The organism is Chelatococcus sp. CO-6 (assembly GCF_001271345.1).
Lineage (GTDB): Bacteria > Pseudomonadota > Alphaproteobacteria > Rhizobiales > Beijerinckiaceae > Chelatococcus_A > Chelatococcus_A caeni.
Genome location: NZ_CP012398.1, coordinates 2,504,365 through 2,525,341, shown reverse-complemented (window position 1 = coordinate 2,525,341; position 20,977 = coordinate 2,504,365). Strand labels below are relative to the sequence as shown.

Annotated in this window: 22 protein-coding genes and 1 tRNA gene; 20 read left to right on the top strand and 3 right to left on the bottom strand. The window is 69.7% G+C overall.

All coding sequences use genetic code 11. From position 1 onward, the window contains the following. Positions 1-53: 53 nt before the first annotated feature. From AL346_RS11850 to AL346_RS11835, 4 genes are all read left to right on the top strand, one after another. A complete protein-coding gene (locus tag AL346_RS11850; protein ID WP_082312503.1) occupies positions 54-2,687 on the top strand; it encodes a DNA translocase FtsK in 2,634 nt (877 codons plus the stop codon). A gap of 366 nt (positions 2,688-3,053) precedes the next feature. Beyond that, positions 3,054-4,484, top strand: a complete 1,431-nt coding sequence (locus tag AL346_RS11845) for a nodulation protein NfeD (protein ID WP_019401036.1) — start codon at positions 3,054-3,056, stop codon at positions 4,482-4,484. After that, on the top strand, positions 4,481-5,248 hold the full coding sequence (locus tag AL346_RS11840) for a slipin family protein (RefSeq protein WP_019401037.1): 768 nt from the start codon (positions 4,481-4,483) through the stop codon (positions 5,246-5,248). Before AL346_RS11845 ends, AL346_RS11840 begins: the two co-directional genes overlap by 4 nt. A gap of 152 nt (positions 5,249-5,400) precedes the next feature. Beyond that, positions 5,401-6,036 (top strand): DUF1326 domain-containing protein, encoded by a 636-nt coding sequence (locus AL346_RS11835; protein ID WP_019401038.1) that lies wholly within the window; start codon positions 5,401-5,403, stop codon positions 6,034-6,036. A gap of 60 nt (positions 6,037-6,096) precedes the next feature. Here the strand turns inward: AL346_RS11835 and AL346_RS11830 are convergent, their stop codons facing one another. Both AL346_RS11830 and AL346_RS11825 read right to left on the bottom strand, forming a co-directional pair. Next, positions 6,097-6,588, bottom strand: a complete 492-nt coding sequence (locus tag AL346_RS11830; protein ID WP_026014934.1) for an SRPBCC family protein — start codon at positions 6,586-6,588, stop codon at positions 6,097-6,099. Next, on the bottom strand, positions 6,585-6,947 hold the full coding sequence (locus AL346_RS11825) for a metalloregulator ArsR/SmtB family transcription factor (RefSeq protein ID WP_050996491.1): 363 nt from the start codon (positions 6,945-6,947) through the stop codon (positions 6,585-6,587). Before AL346_RS11825 ends, AL346_RS11830 begins: the two co-directional genes overlap by 4 nt. Before the next feature lie 227 nt (positions 6,948-7,174). Here AL346_RS11825 and AL346_RS11820 point away from each other — a divergent pair, with 227 nt between their 5' ends. Beyond that, positions 7,175-7,573 (top strand): DUF1801 domain-containing protein, encoded by a 399-nt coding sequence (locus AL346_RS11820; protein WP_019401041.1) that lies wholly within the window; start codon positions 7,175-7,177, stop codon positions 7,571-7,573. A gap of 175 nt (positions 7,574-7,748) precedes the next feature. Here AL346_RS11820 and AL346_RS11815 read toward each other — a convergent pair. Then, a tRNA-Ser gene (locus AL346_RS11815) sits at positions 7,749-7,838 on the bottom strand. Positions 7,839-7,998: 160 nt separating this feature from the next. Here AL346_RS11815 and AL346_RS11810 point away from each other — a divergent pair. From AL346_RS11810 to AL346_RS11740, 15 genes are all read left to right on the top strand, one after another. Next, a complete protein-coding gene (locus AL346_RS11810) occupies positions 7,999-8,460 on the top strand; it encodes a GNAT family N-acetyltransferase (protein ID WP_019401042.1) in 462 nt (153 codons plus the stop codon). A gap of 255 nt (positions 8,461-8,715) precedes the next feature. Beyond that, a complete protein-coding gene (locus AL346_RS11805; protein ID WP_019401043.1) occupies positions 8,716-9,369 on the top strand; it encodes a 50S ribosomal protein L21 in 654 nt (217 codons plus the stop codon). Between the two features lie 52 nt (positions 9,370-9,421). After that, a complete protein-coding gene (gene rpmA / locus AL346_RS11800) occupies positions 9,422-9,688 on the top strand; it encodes a 50S ribosomal protein L27 (protein WP_019401044.1) in 267 nt (88 codons plus the stop codon). A 175-nt stretch (positions 9,689-9,863) separates the two neighbouring features. Next, positions 9,864-10,544: a GNAT family N-acetyltransferase gene (locus AL346_RS11795; RefSeq protein ID WP_019401045.1), complete on the top strand. Its 681-nt coding sequence runs from the start codon at positions 9,864-9,866 to the stop codon at positions 10,542-10,544. Next, on the top strand, positions 10,544-11,083 hold the full coding sequence (locus AL346_RS11790; protein ID WP_157672216.1) for a GNAT family N-acetyltransferase: 540 nt from the start codon (positions 10,544-10,546) through the stop codon (positions 11,081-11,083). The genes AL346_RS11795 and AL346_RS11790 overlap by 1 nt, the downstream gene beginning before the upstream one ends. 122 nt (positions 11,084-11,205) lie before the next feature. Next, entirely contained in the window at positions 11,206-12,276 is a 1,071-nt protein-coding gene (gene obgE, locus AL346_RS11785; protein ID WP_053193689.1) for a GTPase ObgE, read from the top strand. Continuing rightward, positions 12,264-13,427, top strand: coding sequence for a glutamate 5-kinase (proB, locus tag AL346_RS11780; RefSeq protein WP_019401048.1), 1,164 nt, complete (start codon positions 12,264-12,266; stop codon positions 13,425-13,427). The genes obgE and proB overlap by 13 nt, the downstream gene beginning before the upstream one ends. A 118-nt stretch (positions 13,428-13,545) precedes the next feature. Continuing rightward, complete coding sequence (locus AL346_RS11775; RefSeq protein ID WP_026014936.1) at positions 13,546-14,838, top strand: glutamate-5-semialdehyde dehydrogenase; 1,293 nt, start codon at positions 13,546-13,548, stop codon at positions 14,836-14,838. After that, the gene (locus AL346_RS11770; RefSeq protein ID WP_019401050.1) at positions 14,838-15,485 is read left to right on the top strand and encodes a nicotinate-nucleotide adenylyltransferase; all 648 of its coding nucleotides are present in this window, start codon (positions 14,838-14,840) and stop codon (positions 15,483-15,485) included. Before AL346_RS11775 ends, AL346_RS11770 begins: the two co-directional genes overlap by 1 nt. An 82-nt stretch (positions 15,486-15,567) precedes the next feature. Continuing rightward, the gene (rsfS, locus tag AL346_RS11765; RefSeq protein ID WP_082312502.1) at positions 15,568-15,987 is read left to right on the top strand and encodes a ribosome silencing factor; all 420 of its coding nucleotides are present in this window, start codon (positions 15,568-15,570) and stop codon (positions 15,985-15,987) included. Between the two features lie 7 nt (positions 15,988-15,994). After that, positions 15,995-16,474: a 23S rRNA (pseudouridine(1915)-N(3))-methyltransferase RlmH gene (gene rlmH / locus AL346_RS11760; RefSeq protein WP_019401052.1), complete on the top strand. Its 480-nt coding sequence runs from the start codon at positions 15,995-15,997 to the stop codon at positions 16,472-16,474. An 18-nt stretch (positions 16,475-16,492) separates the two neighbouring features. Then, positions 16,493-17,917: a murein hydrolase activator EnvC gene (locus AL346_RS11755; RefSeq protein WP_019401053.1), complete on the top strand. Its 1,425-nt coding sequence runs from the start codon at positions 16,493-16,495 to the stop codon at positions 17,915-17,917. After that, positions 17,917-19,236: a S41 family peptidase gene (locus AL346_RS11750; RefSeq protein WP_026014938.1), complete on the top strand. Its 1,320-nt coding sequence runs from the start codon at positions 17,917-17,919 to the stop codon at positions 19,234-19,236. The genes AL346_RS11755 and AL346_RS11750 overlap by 1 nt, the downstream gene beginning before the upstream one ends. Before the next feature lie 130 nt (positions 19,237-19,366). Further along, positions 19,367-20,440, top strand: coding sequence for a divergent polysaccharide deacetylase family protein (locus AL346_RS11745; RefSeq protein WP_019401055.1), 1,074 nt, complete (start codon positions 19,367-19,369; stop codon positions 20,438-20,440). Positions 20,441-20,442: 2 nt separating this feature from the next. Then, complete coding sequence (locus AL346_RS11740; RefSeq protein ID WP_019401056.1) at positions 20,443-20,961, top strand: RNA pyrophosphohydrolase; 519 nt, start codon at positions 20,443-20,445, stop codon at positions 20,959-20,961. Positions 20,962-20,977 lie beyond the last annotated feature (16 nt).

The window sequence follows — 20,977 nt, the reverse complement described above, 5'->3', positions numbered from 1 at the left end:
GATCCGGGTAGGAATCGACCTGACAGAGTCACCAGAAGAATCTGCAGGCGTCGATGCGTAAACGGGAACTGACTTCACGAAACAGCGAAACGGACGCCGCAGATGTCCTGCCCAACCCGCTCAGGGCCGCAGGCCGGCTGAGGCGCAACCGCCTGCCGGAGGAACCGGCGACGACGGCGCCCAAGCTGACGCCACATCCGGCGACAATTGTGCTGCCGACCCACGTGCGCTATGCGCGCACGCCGGACAAGCTGCGCCAGATGGAAGCGGCCCTCGCGGCGGAAGCGGCGATCGCCGCCGAACCGGCGCCCGGCGCGCCGAAGGCCGGCACGACGCGGGTCAAGTTCGGCCGCACGCCGGACCACCTCATCCAGCAGGTGTGGAAAGGCATTCTGCCGACCGTGCCGCCACGCGAGGACGGGCCGGCCGGTGTGCCGGTCGCCACCGAGGTACCGGCCGCGGACGGCCATGCGCCTGCGGCCGCGGCGTTGATCGGGGAGCCGCTTGCGGCCGAAACGCCTTTCGCCGAAGCCCACGAACCTGCGGAAGGCGAGGACGTCCCCTTCATCGCCATTTCCGATCACGCCTTCTTCGAGTTCGGCTGCAGCCCCGCCGTGCTTCCGGCGGCACCGGCCGACCGGGAGATCGCTGTCGAGCAGGAGGTTGTCTCACCGCCGGCGGCTTACGCGCCGCAGGCGTATGCGGCCGAAGATCATGAGCCTGAGACCCATGAGGCCGGGGCCGAGCTAGAGTCCGAGGAGCAGGCGGCCCCGACCGCCGTATCCGCTGATACGGTCGAGGCGTGGTGGAGCCACGCCTACAGCGTGAACCTGCGGCTTGTCGGCAGCACGGGGATCGAGCGGGCCTTCACGGCGGCCCCCACGCAGGCCCGCGAGCCGGCCGTCGAGGAATGCCTTCCCGAAGAGCCGGCCCTCCAGGTTGCCCCCGCCCCCGAGCCGCGCGCTCCGGAACCGCGTGCTCCGGAGGCGCCGAAGGCCAATGCCATCGCCGTCCCGCCGGGCAACGACAACCGGGTGGTGAGGCAGGAGGTGGCGCGCCCGCCCGTCGCGGCACCGAAGCCAGCGGCGGTGCCCGCGCCGGCACCCGCGCGCCAGCCCGCTCCTCCGCCTGCCGCGGAGGCCTTCGAACTCCCGCCCATGACGCTGCTTGCCGAACCTCCGGTCTCGACCGGCACGGGTGATGCGCCCGAGTTCATCGAGCAGAACGCGGCACTCCTGGAGAGCACGCTGGAAGACTTCGGCGTCAAGGGCGAGATCATCAATGCCCACCCGGGCCCCGTCGTGACGCTCTACGAGCTGGAACCGGCGCCCGGCACCAAGTCCTCGCGCGTCATCTCGCTCGCCGACGACATCGCCCGCTCGATGAGCGCCGTCTCGGCCCGCGTCGCCGTCGTGCCCGGCCGCAACGCCATCGGCATCGAGCTGCCCAACGCCAGGCGCGAGACCGTCTACCTGCGCGAGCTCCTCGCCTCCCAGGACTTCGAGCAGACGCGGCTCAAGCTCGCCCTGTGCCTCGGCAAGACCATCGGCGGCGAGCCGGTCATCGCCGAGCTCGCCCGCATGCCGCACCTGCTCGTCGCCGGCACCACCGGCTCGGGCAAGTCCGTCGCCATCAACACCATGATCCTGTCGCTCCTCTACCGCCTCCGGCCCGAGGAGTGCCGCCTCATCATGGTCGACCCGAAGATGCTGGAACTGTCCATCTACGACGGCATCCCGCACCTCCTCACCCCCGTCGTCACCGACCCCAAGAAGGCCGTCGTCGCCTTGAAGTGGGCCGTGCGCGAGATGGAGGAGCGCTACAAGAAGATGTCGAAGCTCGGCGTGCGCAACATCGACGGCTTCAACGCCCGTGTCGCCGAGGCGCGGCAGAAGGGCGAGGTCATCACGCGCACAGTGCAGACCGGCTTCGACCGCGAGACCGGCGAGGCGGTGTACGAGGACGAGGTCATGGACCTCGCGCCGCTGCCCTACATCGTCGTCATCGTCGACGAGATGGCCGACCTGATGATGGTGGCGGGCAAGGAGATCGAGGGCACCATCCAGCGCCTCGCCCAGATGGCGCGCGCCGCCGGCATCCACGTGGTGCTGGCCACCCAGCGCCCGTCGGTCGACGTCATCACCGGCACCATCAAGGCGAACTTCCCGACGCGCATCTCCTTCCAGGTGACCTCGAAGATCGACAGCCGCACGATCCTCGGCGAGCAGGGGGCGGAGCAGCTGCTCGGCCAGGGCGACATGCTGTACATGGCCGGCGGCGGGCGCATCACGCGCGTGCACGGGCCGTTCGTGTCGGACGAGGAGGTGGAGAAGGTGGTGGCGCACCTGAAGGCGCAGGGGCGGCCGCAATATCTCGACGCCGTCACGGCCGACGAGGAGGGCGCGGCACCGGAGGCCGACGGCGCCGTCTTCGACAACACGTCGTTCGGCGCGCCGGGGGGAGACCTCTACGACCAGGCGGTGGCCATCGTGCTGCGCGACAAGAAGGCCTCGACCTCCTACATCCAGCGCCGCCTGCAGATCGGCTACAACCGCGCCGCCTCGCTCATGGAGCGCATGGAGAACGAGGGCATCGTCGGACCCGCAAACCACGCCGGAAAACGCGAGATCCTGATCGACGGCGACCGCCGCGACACCTATGGCGAGGGCGACGAAGGGGAGTACTGAGCTTCCCCCTTCCTGCCGTCATGCCCGCGCTCGGCCACGGCTGTCCCGTCGCGGCGCGAAAGCGTGAGGCCATTGGAGCCCACCCGCTCCTCCTCGTCATGCCCGCACTCGTCGCGGGCATCCACGCCCTGGAAGTTGTGCAAGGTCAAAGGCCTGGGCGGCAACAGCAACGCCGCACGCGCATTGCGTCTCTTGAGAAATGCCGCAAGTCGGGCGAGCCGGACTTGCGATGACAAGCCCGGCGAGGACGAGAGGAGGCGTCGTGCCTCGCGCCTCTTCCCGCCGCCCACCGCCGACTATACGGCCGAGGGCAGACAAAAGCCGGCCGGCAGGCCATAATGCGTGGCGCCAGATCGTCACGCTCCGATGGATTGCACGCGCCCGCTGCCCGATCGCCCCCCGTCCAACGGCTTCCTCGCCGTTCTCCTGGCCGGGATCCTCGGCCTTTGCGCCTTCACAGCCGCGGCCCAGACCGTCGAAACGCCCCGGGAGGCGGCCAGATCGCGCGAGGCGATCGTGCTCGACATCGAGGGCGCCATCGGTCCGGCGACGGTTGAATACCTGCGCCGCAGCCTTGCCGAAGCGACGCGCCGCGAGGCAGGGCTCGTCATCCTGCGCATGGACACGCCGGGCGGGCTCGACAGCGCCATGCGCGAGATCATCCGCGACATCATCGCCTCGCCCATCGCCATCGCCACCTATGTGAGCCCGAGCGGCGCCCGCGCCGCCAGCGCCGGCACCTACATCCTCTACGCCAGCCACATCGCCGCGATGGCGCCCGGCACCAATCTCGGTGCGGCGACGCCGGTGCAACTCGGCGGCGGGCGCCAGCCGCTCGACCGGGACAAGGACGACGCCGGGCAGGACAAACAGCCCAGCGCGCCGGCCGACGCCATGACGGCCAAGGCCGTGAACGACGCCGTCGCCTTCATCCGCGGGCTTGCAGAGCTGCGCGGCCGCAATGCCGACTGGGCCGAGGAGGCCGTGCGCCAGGCGGCCAGCCTGCCGGCGCGACAGGCCCTCGCCCGCAGCGTCGTCGACATCGTCGCGAACGACCTCTCCGACCTCCTCGCCCAGGCGGACGGGCGCACGGTGCGCATCGGCAGCACGGAGCACCGGCTCGACACGGCGGGGCTGAGGCCGGTGGTCATCGAGCCCGACTGGCGCACGCGCCTCCTCGCCACCATCACCCATCCGAGCATCGCCTATGTCCTGCTGCTCATCGGCATCTACGGCATCGTCTTCGAGTTCCTGAGCCCGGGCGCCATCGTGCCCGGCGTCATCGGCGCCATTTGCCTCCTCATCGCGGCCTTCGCGCTCAACCTGCTGCCGGTCAACTATGCCGGCGTCGGCCTCATCCTGCTCGGGGTGGCACTGATGACGGCGGAGGCCTTCCTGCCCTCCTTCGGCATCCTCGGCATAGGGGGCATCATCGCCTTCGTCCTCGGCTCCCTCCTCGTCTTCGACAGGGACGTGCCGGGCTTCGCCCTTTCCTGGCCCATCGTCATGGCGGCCGCCACCGTCAGCGCCGGAACGCTGATCATCGCCGCGACCGCAGCCGTGCGCGCCCACCGGCGCCGGGTCGCGACGGGCGATACCGGCCTCATCGGCATGACCGGAGAGGTGCTGGCCTGGAGCGACGGCCACGGCCAGGTGCACGTCCAGGGCGAGCGCTGGGCGGCCCGGGCCGACGTCGTGCTCGCCCCGCGCCAGCGCGTGCGGGTCGTCGCCCGCGAGCGGCTCACCCTGGTCGTCGAACCGGCAGCGGAGACGGCGCCCGAGAACCGAGGAAGATGACCATGTTCGACTACGCCCCCTATCTCGTCGCCGTCCTGCTCATCGGCTTCCTGCTGTCGCTGGCGGTCCACATCATGCGCGAGTACGAGCGCGCGGTGGTCTTCACGCTCGGCCGCTTCTCCGGCGTCAGGGGGCCTGGCCTCATCCTGCTCGTGCCCTTCGTGCAGCAGCTCGTGCGCGTCGACCTGCGCACCATCGTTCATGACGTGCCGAGCCAGGACGTCATCTCGCGCGACAACGTGTCGGTGAAGGTCAACGCCGTCATCTATTTCCGCGTCGTCGATGCGGACAAGGCCGTGCTCGCCGTCGAGAATTTCCTCATGGCCACCAGCCAGCTGGCGCAGACGACCCTGCGCTCCGTCCTCGGCAAGCACGAGCTCGACGAGATGCTGGCCGAGCGCGACAAGCTCAACGAGGACATCCAGGAAATCCTCGACAGCCAGACGGACGCCTGGGGCATCAAGGTGGCCAATGTCGAGATCAAGCACGTCGACATCGACGAGAGCATGGTGCGCGCCATCGCCCGCCAGGCCGAGGCGGAACGAAACCGCCGCGCCCGCATCATCAGCGCCGAGGCGGAGCAGCAGGCGGCCGAGAAGCTCGTCGAGGCGGCGACGATGCTGGCGACCGTGCCGGAGGCCATGCAACTGCGCTATCTGACGACGCTGCACGACATCGCCGACGAGCGCAACTCCACCATCGTCTTCCCCTTCCCGCTCGACTTCCTGCGTCACTTCACGGCTCCGGCCGAGAAGCGCGGCTGATCGGGCGGACGCGAAACGCCCCGCGCCTTCTGCTGCCTGGTCGTTCCTGCTATAGTTAAGATTGTCCGGACATCTTTGCGTAACCTGCATTGCCCTGCGATCGCGACCCAATCCGAGCCGCGTGCACGGGGACGAGCCATGGGGAGGACGCCATGCCGGATACGAAGTGGACCATCAAGGGTCGCGAATTCATCCAGTGCAACTGCAACTACGGCTGTCCCTGCCAGTTCAACGCGCGGCCCACGCACGGCAATTGCCATGCGGTCGGCTTCGTCGACATCGAGGAGGGGCACCATGGCGAGACGCGGCTCGACGGCCTCAGGATCGGCATGATCGTGTCATGGCCGGGGGCGATCCACGAGGGCGGCGGCGAGGTGGTGCCGATCGTCGACGAGCGTGCGTCCCCTGAGCAGCGCGATGCGCTCCTGCGCATCATGAGCGGCCTCGACACCGAGCCGGGCGCCACCTTCTTCCAGGTCTTCTCGACCACCTTTGCCAAGGTGCACGACCCGGTCTTCACCACGATCGATTTCGAGATCGACCCGGACGCGCGCACCGCCCGCGTCAACGTCCCGGGCTGGGTCGAGTCGCGGGGCGATCCGATCCTCAACCCGGTCACCGGCGAGGAACACCGCGCCCGCATCAACCTGCCACAGGGCTTCGAATATGACGTGTGTGAGGTCGGCCGCGGCTCGTCATGGACGAAAGGGCCGGTGCCGCTTGCGATCGACGACGGGCACGCTCATTTCTCCCGGCTGCACATGACGGAGAGCGGCGTCGCCCACTGACCCGTGAGGCCCTGCCGGCGGGCCTGCCCGGGCAGGGCCGCCAGAGGGCCTGGGGCCGGCCTACTGGCGCTTGATGAAGTCGACCATCTGGTCGACCACCGTGTTCCAGCCGTCGTAGAAGCCCATTTGCTCGTGCTTCTTGCGTCCCTCGGCATCCCCATGGAGGGCGATGGCGGTGTAGCGCGTGCCCGAGCCGTTCGACGCCAGCAGCAACGCGGCCGTGAAGAACGGGTTCGGCGACGGCCGGAAGCCCGGCAGGAGCGTGTCGGTGAAGATGAGGCGCTCCTCGGGCACCACGTCGAGATAGCAGCCGAGGTTGGGAAACTCCTGCCCCTCCGGCGAGCGCATGACGGTGCTGAAGATGCCGCCGGGCCTGAGGTCCATCTCGCATGCGGTGATGGTCCACGGCTTGGGGACGAACCACTGGCGCAGGTGCGCCGGCGTGGTCCACGCCTTCCAAACGAGTGCGACCGGCACGTCGATCTCGCGCTCGATGACGAGATCCCGCTCGGGATCGGGCTTGGCCAGGTTGCTCGCCAAAGGTGATGTCATTCGGTTTCCTCCTCTTTCATCGCCATGAGATAGCTGTCGAGCCGGTCGAGCCGGCGTTCCCACATGGTGCGCTGCCGGCCGAGCCAGTCCTCGGCGAGCTTGAGACGGTCGGGAGCGAGCTGATAGGTGCGCACGCGCCCCTCCTTGCGCGAGCTGACGAGGCCGCAGCCCTCGAGCACCCGCAGATGCTCGAGAAAGGACGGCAGCGCCATCTTGTAGGGCTGCGCCAGCTCGCTGACCGAGGCCGGGCTCCTGCTCAACCGTTCGAGCACATGCCGCCGCGTGGGATCGGACAGGGCCCGGAAGATCCCGTCCACCTGGGCCGCGGGAGGCATGGGACCGGCTTCCTGTAGCGTCATGTCCCTCTCTGGAATGGTGCCGCGGCCGTCAAACGGCCGCTGCCGACGTGGCATTCATAGGACGATGAAAAACTTAGGTCAACACCTAAGTATTCGCCGGCCGGCGCATGGCGGACGGAGCCCCCCGCTCGGACCGCTGTCCCTCTTGAACCCGCAAGGGGATTGGTGTGAGGTCCCGACCGGCGCCCGCCGGAGCGGCCGAAGAGCGCGGAACAAGAAGGAATGCCATGGCGACAGGACAACCCGGGGATGAAAAGTCCCCTTCCCAGCTCATCGACGAGAGGATCAGGGAACTGGGTGACTGGCGGGGCGACACGCTCTCCCGGCTGCGCGCCCTGATCAGGCAGGCCGACCCCGACGTGACCGAGGACTGGAAGTGGCGCGGCGTCCCCGTCTGGTATCACGACGGCATGATCTGCACCGGCGAGACCTACAAGAACGTCGTCAAGATGACCTTCGCGAGGGGAGCCGCGCTCGACGACCCGGCGAGCCTCTTCAACGCCAGCCTCGACGGCAATACCCGTCGCGCCATCGATTTCCGCGAGGGTCAGGCGATCGACGAGGAGGCCCTGAAAGCCCTCGTGCGCGCGGCCGTGGCGCTGAACACGTCCCGCGCTCGGGGCTGAGCGAACGCGGGTTCTAGGCAGTTCCAGGATGGAGGAACCGGCGCACGAAAAGCGCGCCGTCCGGCGCCGCTCAGGGAAAGCGGACTGGCCGAGCCATGTACGGTTGTCTGAGCGACAACACGGCGGCTGTGGAGCCACCGACCCGGATTTCACGCCGCGCGAGCAAGCGGCGATCTGGCGGAGAGGGAGGGATTCGAACCCCCGATAGACTTGCGCCTATGCCGCATTTCGAGTGCGGTGCATTCAACCACTCTGCCACCTCTCCTTGATGGCGGGCCGTTCATATACGCGCAACCGGGCGAAGATCAAGCCGTCCCTGTGAATAAAGATCCCTGCGGCCCGTTTTAGGCCGGCGGCGCCGGAATTCGTGACAGGAGCCGGCGCCCGCGGCATGGTGACCGCCCGACCATCGAGGGTTTCTTCCCGTGCCCGATTCCATCCGCATCCGCCCCGTCACGGCGGACGATTACGACCGGTGGCGTCCCCTGTGGGACGGCTACAACGCCTTCTACGGACGTTCCGGCGAGACCGCCCTCGCGCCCGAGGTCACGCGCACCACGTGGATGCGCTTCTTCGATGCCTATGAGCCGGTGCACGCCATCGTCGCCGAAGACGGCGGGCGGCTCCTCGGGCTCGCCCATTATCTCTTCCATCGCAGCACGACGGCGATCGCGCCGAGCTGCTATCTGCAGGACCTGTTCACGGTTGCGGCGGCGCGCGGCAAGGGGGTGGGCCGCGCCCTCATCGCGAGTGTCTATGAGCGCGCCCGCCAGGCCGGCGCGCCGCGCGTCTATTGGCAGACCCACGAGACGAACACGGCCGCGATGCAGCTCTACGACAAGGTTGCGGAACGCTCGGGGTTCCTCGTCTACCGCAAGCTGTTCTGAAGCATCCGCCCCGCCCGAAAATGTGCCGCCGTGCGGCCGTTTTCGTTGACAGATGCGGCCCTGGCATGTATCGAAACGCCCTGGCGCGGCATGTCCGCGCTTTTTCGAGTCGCGCGCACTTCTTCGGTGTCGCCCTTCGCATGGCGGAGCGGCGGCGGTCGTGACGGGGCGTGCGTAACAAGCCGGAACAGGCTGACAAGAAGCCGGCCGGGCGGTTTTCCGCCGAGAGCCGGGAGACGAACACGAGGACAAAAGATGTTCGCAGTCATCAAGACCGGCGGCAAGCAGTACAAGGTTGCCGCCAACGACGTGATCAAGATCGACAGGCTCGTCGCCGAGGCGGGTGATGTCGTGACCTTCGACAGCGTGCTGATGCTCGTCGACGGTGACAAGGTGGAAGTGGGTGCGCCGTCGGTTGCCGGTGCCCTCGTCGCGGGCGAGCTCGTCGAGCAGGCGCGCGGCCCCAAGGTCATCGCCTTCAAGAAGCGTCGCCGCCAGAATTCGAAGCGCAAGCGCGGCTACCGGCACGACCTGTCGGTCGTGCGCATCACCGAGATTCTGACCGGCGGGGCCAAGCCGTCGGGCAAGAAGGCCGCCGCCAAGCCGGCGAAGGCCGCCAAGGAAACCGCTGCCCCGGCCGCCGCCGAGGCGCGCGACAGCAGCAACCTCTCGCTCATCGCGGGCGTCGGCCCGACGATCGAGAAGAAGCTGCGCGCCGCCGGCGTCACCTCTTGGGAGCAGATCGCCGCCTGGAGCGAGGCGGACGTCGCGAAGTACGACGAAGAGCTCAACCTGCGCGGCCGCATCGCGCGCGACGAGTGGATCGAGCAGGCGAAGGAGCTCCTCGCCGGCAAGCCCCCGCGCGCCAAGGTCGACCAGGCCGAGCTGAAGTCGGGTGAGGATCTCTGAGGCGCGGCGCGGTAACGCAGCCACCCTCTGACAGTATTCGGGAGTAACGAACATGGCACACAAAAAGGCAGGCGGCTCTTCGCGTAACGGCCGCGATTCCGACGGCCGCCGTCTCGGCGTGAAGAAGTTCGGCGGTCAGTCCGTCGTTGCCGGCAACATCATCGTGCGCCAACGCGGCACGCGCGTCCACCCGGGCGTGAACGTCGGCATGGGCAAGGACCATACCCTCTTTGCGCTCACGGAAGGTCGCGTGGCTTTCGGCACGAAACTCGGCCGAGCTTACGTGTCGGTTGTACCCGCCATCGAGGCGGCAGAGTAAACGGCGGCAGCTGAGACGAAGGAGCTACCGCCGGCATCCCACGAACCGGCGGATCGAAGCTCCAGATGAATGCTTCCGATCCATGCGACAGGGGAGATGGGATGCCATCTCCCCTTCGTCGTTTCTGGCACCGGCCGCGGGAGGCGGCACGGGCCACAAGGATCGGAGCGAGACTATGTTTACCCGCGAGATCATCGACGACGCCTTCGTGATCGAGACCGCCCGGCTCGAGCTGCGCTGGCCGCGTCTCGCCGACGCCCGAGTTGTCGAGCGCCTCGCGGGTGACAAAGCCGTCGCGGAGATGACGGCGCAAATCCCCCATCCCTATCCGCCCGGCACGGCCGAAGGCTTCATCTACGAGGCCCGTCGCTCCAATGCCGACGGCAAGGCGCTGACGCTCGCCCTCGCGCCGCGCGGCAGGAGATGCGAGCTGATGGGCGCCATCAGCCTGCGCCGGTCGGCTGCCGGCGAGCCGGAAATCGGCTACTGGCTGGGCACGCCCTTCTGGGGCTGCGGCTTCGCCACGGAGGCGGTCAGGGCGCTCGTCGACACGGCCTTCACGCACAGCGAGGCACGCGCCATCGTCGCGAGCGTGCGCGTCGTCAACCCGGCCTCGCGGCGGGTCCTCGAGAAGTGCGGCTTCCACGCCGACGGGGCGGGCCTGCTGCCGTTCCCCGCGCGCGGCGGCGTCTTCCCGGTCGACCACCTCAGGCTCGAGCGGCGCATCTGGGAGAGCCTCAAGGGCTGGACCAACCCGCTTTTCGTCGGCCTTGCTGTGCGCGAGCGCACAGCTGATGCAGCCTGCCTCGTGTCAGGTGCAGAACCTTCCCCCGCCCTGTCCGGAGGAGAGCCATGATGCCGGATACGCTCAGTACCGAACGCCTGTCCCTGCGGGTCCCGCGCCGCGAAGACGTGCCGGCCCTGCACCGGCAGATGACCTGGCCGGTCGTGCGCTGGCTGTCGCAGGTGCCATGGCCGGTGTCTGCGGACGACATCGCCGCCCACATCGAAAAGAGCGCCGAGGACCGGGCCGCCGGCCGCGCCGCACTCTACACGGTGACGAAGGCGGACGAGCCGATCGGGCTCGTCGGCATCGCTCCGCGCAACGGCGCCATGAATCTCGGCTACTGGCTGGGGGAGGAGCACTGGGGCCAGGGCCTGATGCCGGAGGCGGCGGGCGCCGTGGTGGACGCCTATTTCGCCGACAGCCGGGCGGTGCACATCTCCTCCGGCCTGTTCGCCGGCAACGAGGCCTCGCTCAAGGTGCAGCAGAAGCTCGGCTTCGTCGTCGTCGGCGAAGGGCTGATGCCCGCCAGGGCGCACGGCCGGATGCTGCCGCACTACGACACCATCCTCGGCCGGGCCCGCTGGACCGGTCAGCAGATGGCAGCGTGAGCGCGAAAGACGCGGCTTCACCCATCGATGCCTGCCCGCGGCGACGCGCATGCGTTGCCGCGGGCGTTCGTCTCCTGTAGGAAAACCGCTCCCCGCCATGGATGCGGGAGCCGTGTGGTGCCATGAAATTTCTCGACCAGGCCAAGATCTACGTCCGCTCGGGCGACGGGGGCGCGGGGTGCGTCTCCTTCCGCCGCGAGAAATTCATCGAGTTCGGCGGCCCGGACGGGGGTGACGGCGGGCGCGGCGGCGACGTCATCGTCGAATGCGTCGAAGGGCTCAACACGCTCATCGACTACCGCTACCAGCAGCATTTCAAGGCCCGGCCCGGCGTGCACGGCATGGGCAAGAACCGCACCGGCGCCAAGGGCACCGACGTGGTGCTGAAGGTGCCGCAGGGCACGCAGATCTTCGCTGAGGACAACGAGACGCTGATCGCGGACCTCACCGAGATCGGCCAGCGCGTCGTGCTGGCGCGCGGCGGCAACGGCGGCTTCGGAAACGCCTATTTCAAGACCTCCACCAACCAGGCGCCGCGCCGGGCCAATCCGGGCCAGGAAGGCGCCGAGATGTGGATCTGGCTGAGGCTGAAGCTCATCGCCGATGCCGGGCTCGTCGGCCTGCCGAACGCCGGCAAGTCGACCTTCCTTGCCACGGTGAGCGCGGCGAAGCCGAAGATCGCCGACTACCCCTTCACGACCCTCCACCCGGGGCTCGGCGTCGTGCGCGTCGACGCGCGCGAATTCGTGCTCGCCGACATTCCCGGCCTCATCGAGGGCGCGCACGAAGGCCACGGCCTCGGTGATCGCTTCCTCGGCCATGTCGAGCGCTGCCGCGTGCTGCTGCACCTCGTCGAGGGCACCAGCGAGCACGCCGGCAAGGCCTACAAGGTCGTGCGCCGGGAGCTCGAGGCCTATGGCCACGGCCTGGCCGAGAAGCCGGAGATCGTGGCGCTGTCGAAGGCGGACGCGCTCGATCCCGAGACGCGCAAGCAGCAGCTCGCCCGCCTCAAGCGCGCGGCGGGCCGCACGCCGCTCGTGCTCTCCGCCGCCTCGGGCGAAGGGGTGGAGACGGCGCTGCGGGCGCTGCTCGCCGAGATCGACGCCGCGCGCGACGAGGAGAAGGACGACGGCCGCGAGGCGGCGGCAAACAAGGAAGGAGCCGGCGAGGGAGAGAGCTCTTGGCATCCCTGAGCACCACCGCCGAGGCCGCCACGGCGGCCGCCGTTCCGACGATCGACCGGTTCCGCCGCGTCGTCGTCAAGGTGGGTTCGTCCCTCCTCGTCGACAGGGCGCGCGGGCGGTTGAAGCACGCCTGGCTCGCGGCGCTTGCCGAGGACATCGCCGAACTGCACGGGCGCGGCGCCGACGTGCTCGTCGTCTCCTCGGGTGCCATCGCGCTCGGGCGCACGGTGCTCGGCCTGCCGTCGGGCCCGCTGAAGCTCGAGGAAAGCCAGGCGGCGGCGGCCGTGGGCCAGATCGCCCTGTCGCGCACCTGGGCGGAGGTGCTCGCCCATCACGGCATCACCGCCGGGCAGATCCTCGTCACCCTCGCCGACACCGAGGAGCGGCGGCGCTATCTCAACGCCCGCGCCACGACGGCGCGGCTCCTCGAGATGCGGGCCGTACCCGTCATCAACGAGAACGACACCGTGGCGACGAGCGAGATCCGCTACGGCGACAACGACCGGCTGGCCGCGCGCGTCGCCACCATGGCCGGCGCCGACCTGCTCGTGCTCCTCTCGGACATCGACGGGCTCTATACCGCCCCGCCGGGGAGCGACCCCGACGCGAAGCTCATCCCGGTCGTCGCGCGCATCACGCGCGACATCGAGGCGATGGCCGGCGGCGCCGCCTCGGAACTGTCGCGCGGCGGCATGCGCACCAAGGTCGAGGCGGGCAAGATCGCCACCGCCGGCGGCACGCACATGGTGATCGCCGACGGACGGGTGAAGAACCCGCTGCGCGCCATCGCCGAGGGTGCGCGCTGCACCTGGTTCCTGACGCCGTCGAACCCGGTCACGGCGCGCAAGAAGTGGATTGCCGGCACGCTGGAGGCCAAGGGCGCGCTCGTCGTCGACGAAGGTGCGGCGCGGGCACTGCGCTCCGGCGCCAGCCTGCTGCCGGCCGGCGTCCGGCGCGTCGAGGGCCATTTCGCGCGCGGCGATGCCGTCATCATCCGCGACGAGGCCGGCGGCGAGATCGGCCGCGGGCTCGTGGCCTATGACGTGGAGGACGCCCAGCGCATCGCCGGGCGCGCCTCGCGCGACATCGAACAGATCCTCGGCCATCCGGGCCGGGCCGAGATGGTGCACCGGGACGACATGACGCTGGCGGGCGGATGAGATGGACGAAAGCTGCGCCCAGCCCTCCTCCGCAAGAGGGAGGGAATGAGGGGCGCAGGTTTCGGGTGTTTGGCCGACGGCCGGCCGCTATGATGGCCGGCGAACGGGAATGGGGACGATGAGCGAGAGCCTCAAGGTGATCAGCGGCAGCGACGATATCGCCGCACTCATGCACGACATCGGACGCCGGGCGCGCGCGGCGGCCCGTGCCCTCGCCATCGCCCCAGAGGAGACGAAGACCCGCGCCCTCAACGAGGCCGCAGCGGCCCTGCGCGCCGACAAGGCCGCGATCCTCGCCGCCAATGCCGAGGACGTGGCGGAGGCGCGCCGCAACGGCCAGGCGGCCTCCTACATCGACAGGCTCGCCCTGGACGAAGGCCGTGTCGAGGCCATCGCCGCGGCGGTGGAGGCCGTGGCCGCCCTGCCCGACCCGGTCGGGCGCACGCTCGCCACCTTCACGCGGCCGAACGGCCTCGTCATCGAGCGTGTGGCGACGCCCCTCGGCGTCGTCGGCGTCATCTTCGAGAGCCGGCCGAATGTGACCGCCGATGCCGGGGCGCTGTGCCTCAAGGCGGGCAATGCCGCGATCCTGCGCACCGGCTCCGACAGCTTCCGCTCGGCCTCGGCCATCGCCGCCGCCATGGCCCGCGGCATCGCCGCGGCCGGCCTGCCGGCGGAGGCCGTGCAGCTCGTGCCGACGCGTGAGCGCGAGGCCGTGGGCCTCATGCTCGGCGGCCTCGGCGGCAATATCGACGTCATCGTGCCGCGCGGCGGCAAGAGCCTCGTCGCGCGCGTGCAGGCCGAGGCGCGCGTGCCGGTCTTCGCCCATCTCGACGGCATCTGCCACGTCTATGTCCATGCCGCGGCCGACCTCGCCATGGCGAAGACCATCGTGCTCAATGCCAAGATGCGGCGCACCGGCATCTGCGGGGCGGCCGAGACGCTGCTCGTCGACCGCGCCTGCGCGGCGACGCATCTCGCGCCCCTCGTCACCATGCTCCTCGACGCCGGCTGCGCCGTGCGCGGCGACGCGGCGACGCAGGCGGTCGATGCGCGCGTCACGCCCGCGAGCGAGGAGGACTGGCGCACGGAATATCTCGACGCCATCATCGCCGTGCGCGTGGTGGACGGGCTCGACGACGCCATGGCCCATATCGACACCTATGGCTCGCATCACACGGAATCGATCCTCACCGAGGATGCGGCGGCTGCCGCGCGCTTCCTCGCCGAGGTCGATTCCGCCATCGTCATGCACAATGCCTCGACGCAATTCGCCGACGGCGGCGAGTTCGGCTTCGGCGCCGAGATCGGCATCGCCACCGGGCGCATGCATGCCCGCGGCCCCGTCGGCGTCGAGCAGCTGACCTCCTTCAACTATCGCGTGCACGGCAGCGGACAGACCCGGCCTTGATGCCCGACCAGCGCTTCGCCGGGCCGCCCCCGCTGCCCCGTCACGGGCCGGGCATGCGCATCGGCCTCTTCGGCGGCACGTTCAACCCGCCGCACGCAGGGCACCGGCTGGCGAGCCTGACGGCGCTCAAGCGGCTCGGCCTCGACCGGGTGTGGTGGATCGTCACGCCCGGCAATCCGCTGAAGGACAACGCCGCCCTGCCGCCGCTCGCCGAGCGCATCGCGGCGGCGCGCCGCATCGCCGACCACCCGCGCATCGATGTCACCGGCTTCGAGGCGGGCATCGGCACGCGCTACACCTACGACACCCTTGCCTATCTGGTGCGCCGCTGCCCCGGCACCCGCTTCGTCTGGCTGATGGGGGCGGACAATCTCGCAGGCTTCCATCGCTGGCAGCACTGGCGCGACATCGCGGCGCTCGTTCCCATCGCGGTAGTGGACCGGCCGGGCGCGACGCTGAAGGCCTGCCGCGCGCGCGCGGCGATGGCGCTCGCGCCCTTCCGCCTGCCCGAGCACAGGGCGGCCGCGCTCATGCAGCGCGAGCCCCCCGCCTGGGTCTTCCTGCACGGGCCGCGCTCGCCGCTGTCCTCGACCTTCTTGCGCGCGCAGACGGGTCGCACCGGGCCGGCGGCTGCGCAGCGGCGTTGAAGCGCGAGCCAATGACGATTATCTTAAGAAACGTGGCGCCCGGTTTGCGCCATTCATTGAAGAGGATCAGGCACTGAATCTCATGCCCCATGGTGAGGCGGAACATACTTCCCCTCCCCCGGCGGTCGGCTCATCGGCCCCAACTGCCGCGGAAAGGCACGACGGCGACCTCGTGGCGCTCGCCCGTCATTGTCTCGAGGAAATGAAAGCCGAGGAGACGGTCGAAATCGACCTCGCCGGCAAAACCTCGATCGCCGATACGATGATCATCACCTCCGGCCGCTCGCATCGCCATGTCGGCGCCATCGCCGACAGGCTGCAGGAGGCCCTGAAGGCGGCAGGCACCGGCCCCTTGCGGGTCGAGGGCGTGCCGGCTTGCGACTGGGTGCTGATCGACGCCGGCGATCTGATCGTTCACGTGTTCAGGCCCGAGGTGCGCGGCTTCTACAACCTCGAGAAGATGTGGGGCGCCGACCGGCCGCACGAGCGTATCGCCGGCTGAGCGTCCCATGCGTCTCGCGATCGCGGCCGTCGGCCGTCTGAAGGCCGGGCCGGAGCGGGCGCTGATCGAGCGCTACCAGGAGCGCATCGCAGCCGGCGCGCGTGCGCTCGGCTTTTCTGCGCTCGACGTGGCCGAAGTGCCGGAAAGCCGCGCCCGCCGCGAGGAGGACCGGCGCCGGGAGGAAGGCGTCGCGCTGCTGCAGCGCATCGGCGACAGCATGGCCGTCGCCTTCGACGAGCGCGGCAAGACCCTCGACAGCCAGGGTTTCGCGCGGACGCTCGCCGGCTGGCGCGACGAGGGCGCGGCGTCTCTCGCCTTCGTGATCGGGGGCGCCGACGGCCTCGCGCCCGAGGTGCGGGAGCGGGCGCGCCTCGTCCTTTCCTTCGGCGCCATGACCTTGCCGCACCAGTTGGTACGCGTGCTTGTTGCAGAACAGCTCTACCGCGCTATGACCATCCTTGCCGGTCATCCCTATCATCGTGAATGACCGGCTGCCGGAGGAAGGATGCCGCTGCGCCCATCGAGACGACTGAGCCGGACAGCATCAGGTGCGGCCCGAATCGCGGCTGCGCTGGCGCTGCTGCCGGGCCTCGCGGCGCCGCTCCTCGCGCAAGATGCGCCGCAGGGCGCGCAGCAAGGCACGCAGCAGCCTTCTGCACAGGCGCCGCAGATCCCGCCGGAGGCGCAGCGCGCGCTCGATCGGGCCGCGCAGACCGAAGAGCAGCGGGCGGTGCGGGAGCAGGAGCTTGAAAAGCTGCAGGAACAGCTGCGCCTGAGCGAGGAAGCACGCAACCGGATCCGCGAGGAAGTGGAGGCGCTGCGCGCCGACCGCGCCAAGCTCAACGCCGCGCTGATCGAGACGACCGAGCGCACCCAGGCGGCGGAAGCGCGCGCGAGCGCCATCGAGCAGCGGCTCGCCACGCTCAATGCCAGCGAATCGGCGATCCGCAAGTCGCTGGAGAACCGCCGCGAGGTCATCGTCGAGGTGCTGGCGGCGCTGCAGCGCATGGGGCGCCGGCCGCCGCCGGCGGTGCTGGCGAGCCCGGACGACATGCTCGAGGCGGTGCGCTCCTCCATCCTTCTCGGTGCCGTCCTGCCCGAGCTGCGCGGTGAGACGGAGGCGCTCGCCACCGATCTCGGCGAACTCGTGCGGCTGAAGGACGCGATCGCCAGCGACCGCGAGGCACTGGTGCGCGACCTCGCCACCCTCGCCGGCGAGCGCGAGCGCCTCGCCGCGCTCGTCGCCGCCCGGCAGGAGGACCTCGCGAAGGCGGAGCGAACCGAGGCCGACGAGAGTCGGAAGACCAGCGAGCTCGCCGCGCGGGCGCAATCGTTGGGCGATCTCATTCAAAAAATGGAGAGCGAGATCGCCGCCGCCCAGCGTGCAGCCGAGGAAGCAAGGCAGGCCGCGGAGGCCCAGGCGCGGGAAATGCGGGAGCGTCTCGCCGCCGCGCCCTTTGGCGATCCGGCGCGTCTTGCACCCAAAATTCCCTTCGCAGAAGCCAGAGGACTGCTGCCGATGCCGGTCAACGGCAGCACATTGCGCCGTTTCGGCGCGCCGGACGGCTTCGGCGGCACCACGAAGGGCATGTCGATCGCGACGCGCAACGGCGCCGTCGTGTCTGCCCCCTCGGACGGCTGGGTGGCATTTGCCGGCCCGTTCCGATCCTTCGGCCAACTCTTGATCATCAACGCCGGCGGCGGGTACTATATCTTGCTGGCGGGCATGGAGCGGATCACCGTGGCGCTCGGACAGTTCGTGCTCGCCGGAGAGCCGGTCGCCGCCATGGGCGAGACGGCGACTCCACTCTCGACGGCATTTGCCGGTACGAACGGTCCCGTGCTCTACGTGGAATTCCGGAAAGATGGCGGGTCGATCGACCCAGGTCCCTGGTGGGCGAAATCGCAGGGCGAAAAGGTTCGCGGATGATGCGTAAGATTTCTCTTCTGATGGTGGGCGCCCTCATGGGGGCGGGTGCGGCGGTCGTCGTCACCCAGTCGCCCCTGTTCACGACGACCCGCGCGGTGGCGGCTTCGGCCGAAACCTACCGCCAGCTCAACCTGTTCGGCGACGTGTTCGAGAAGATCCGCGGCGACTATGTCGACGTGCCGGACGAATCGAAGCTCGTCGAGTCGGCCATCAACGGCATGCTGACGTCGCTCGATCCTCACTCGAGCTACATGGACGCCAAGAGCTACCGCGACATGCAGGTGCAGACGCGCGGTGAGTTCGGCGGCCTCGGCATCGAGGTGACGATGGAGGACGGCCTCGTGAAGGTCGTCAGCCCCATCGACGAAACGCCGGCCGCGCGGGCTGGCGTCCTCGCCAACGACCTCATCACGCATATCGACGGCGAGCAGGTGCAGGGCCTCACCCTCAACCAGGCCGTCGACAAGATGCGCGGCCCGGTCAACACCAGCGTGAAGCTGACCATCCGGCGCAAGGGACAGAACGACCCGGTGGAGGTCTCGCTGACGCGCGACACCATCCGCATCCGCGCCGTCCGCTCGCGGACGGAGGACGACATCGGCTACATCCGGGTCACGCAGTTCAACGAGCAGACCTTCGACAACCTCAAGACCGCCGTCGAGAAGATCGCGACGGATCTACCGGGGGACAAGCTCAAGGGCTACGTGCTCGACCTGCGCAACAACCCGGGCGGCCTGCTCGACCAGGCCATCCTCGTCTCCGACGCCTTCCTCGACCGGGGCGAGATCGTCTCCACCCGCGGCCGCAACAGCGACGAGACGCAACGCTTCAACGCCAAGGCCGGCGACCTGACCAAGGGCAAGCCCGTGGTCGTGCTCATCAACGGCGGCTCGGCCTCGGCATCGGAGATCGTCGCGGGCGCGCTGCAGGACCACAAGCGTGCGACGGTGCTCGGCACCCGGTCCTTCGGCAAGGGCTCCGTGCAGACCATCATCCCGCTGGGCGGCAACGGCGCCCTGCGGCTGACCACGGCGCGCTACTACACGCCGTCCGGCCGCTCGATTCAGGCCAAGGGCATCGAGCCGGACCGCGAGGTGCTGCAGGACGTGCCCGATGATCTCAAGGGCAAGGACGAGACCAAGGGCGAGGCGGGCCTGCGCGGCCACCTGAAGAACGGCGAGGAGGAAGCCTCCGGCTCGTCGGCCTATGTCCCGACCGACCCGGAGAAGGACACGCAGCTCAAGGCGGCGCTCGAGCTGCTGAAGGGTGCGCGCAAGGACGCGGCGACCACCGCCGAGAAGTCCGCCGTCCCGAACTGACAGACGCGGCCCTGCCGGCCGCGCCATCTCGACGGCCCACCCGTATTCTTGAAAGAATGCGGTGTGGGCCGTCTGATTCGTAGCCCTGTCGAAGGCCCCGCGCGGGACCTCCCGGTCGGAGACGCCGATCTTGCCCCAGGCCACGCTGAAGGATCTCGACAAGCCGCTCGGATGCGACGGCGGCCGTCCACCGGCACCATCGGGCCGGGATCGCCTGCTGCGCTTCGGCCTCGTCTGGGGTGTCGCGATTGCCGCCGTCCTGCTGTTCGGCGGGCATTTCCTGACTGAGACGCTGATCTCGCGCTCTCCCTTCCGCCCCGCCGAGACGCCGGTTGCGACAGCGCCCGCCGCACCGGCCCACGTGGCGCCGCGGGAGGCAGCCGAGCCGACGCCGAGCGATCCCGGCCCGCCCGCCGGCAACCGCACCGCGGCGTCCGAGGTCGAGCAGAACGCCGGCGTCGCCGTCGTCCGGCCGGCCGGCAACGTGCCCGGCGCCATCATCATTACCGTGCCCGACGGCAGCGAGCCCGGCCTTGCGCCTGCGCCCGATCCGCGCGTCACCGTCGAGACACCGGCCGGCCCCTTGCCGCGCATCGGCGACGACGGCAGCCGGGCGGCCGAGGTCTATGCGCGGCCGGCACCCCCGCATGCCGCCATGGCGCCGGCCCGCATCGCCGTCGTGGTCGACGGGCTCGGGCTTTCCGCGGCGACGACCCAGCAGGCCATCGAGACGCTGCCCGCCGACGTGACGCTGGCACTCGTCGCCTCCGGCACCGCGCTGCCGGAGGCCGCAGCCGCCGCGCGGCAGAACGGGCACGAAGTGCTCCTGTCGCTTCCCGCGGAGATCCCGGGCGCCGAGCTGACCGCCGCTATGGCGCGCTTTGCCGGCTATGCCGGCATCCTCACCGCGGCCGGTGCGGACCGGCTCGGCCCGCTCGCGCACGAAGCCGAGCAGCGCGGCCTCCTCATGCTGGCCTCGGCAGGCGGAGCTGACGTCACGCTGACGCAGACGATGGCGGCCGAGGCGGTCGAGCAGGCCTTCGCGCGTGCCGAGCGGCTGGCGCAGCGCAACGGCCGGGCCATCATCCTCGCCGAGGGATCTCCTTCCCTCCTGCGCCAGCTGGCGCGCTGGACGGCGAGCCTCGAGCGCCGTGGCGTCCTCCTCGTGCCGGCGACCTCCCTCATCGCAAATCCCAAAGGCTGAGCATGTCGGGTTTCGAACATCTGCCCTATCGCCCCTGCGTCGGCATCACGCTGTTCAATGCGCAGGGTCTCGTCTTCATCGGCCGGCGGCCGGTCAACGGCAACACCGAGAAGGTGAGCCCCGACCATGCCTGGCAGATGCCCCAGGGCGGGATCGACGACGGTGAAGCGCCGCAGGAGGCGGCCATGCGCGAGCTCTACGAGGAGACCAACATCCGCTCGATCTCGCTTATGGCCGAGGCACCCGACTGGTTCACCTACGACCTGCCCGGCGCCTTCATGGGCAAAGCCTGGAAGGGCCGCTACCGCGGCCAGAAGCAGCGCTGGTTCGCCTTCCGCTTCGACGGGGACGAAAGCGAGATCAACGTCGCCAATCCCGGCGGCGGCCACAAGGCCGAGTTCGACAGCTGGCGCTGGGAGCGCCTGGAGCGGCTGCCCGACCTCGTCATCCCCTTCAAACGGGGCGTCTACGAGCAGGTGGTATCAGCCTTCGGCCCGGTTGCCGCCAAACTGGCGGGATAGACGGTGGCCGGCGTTC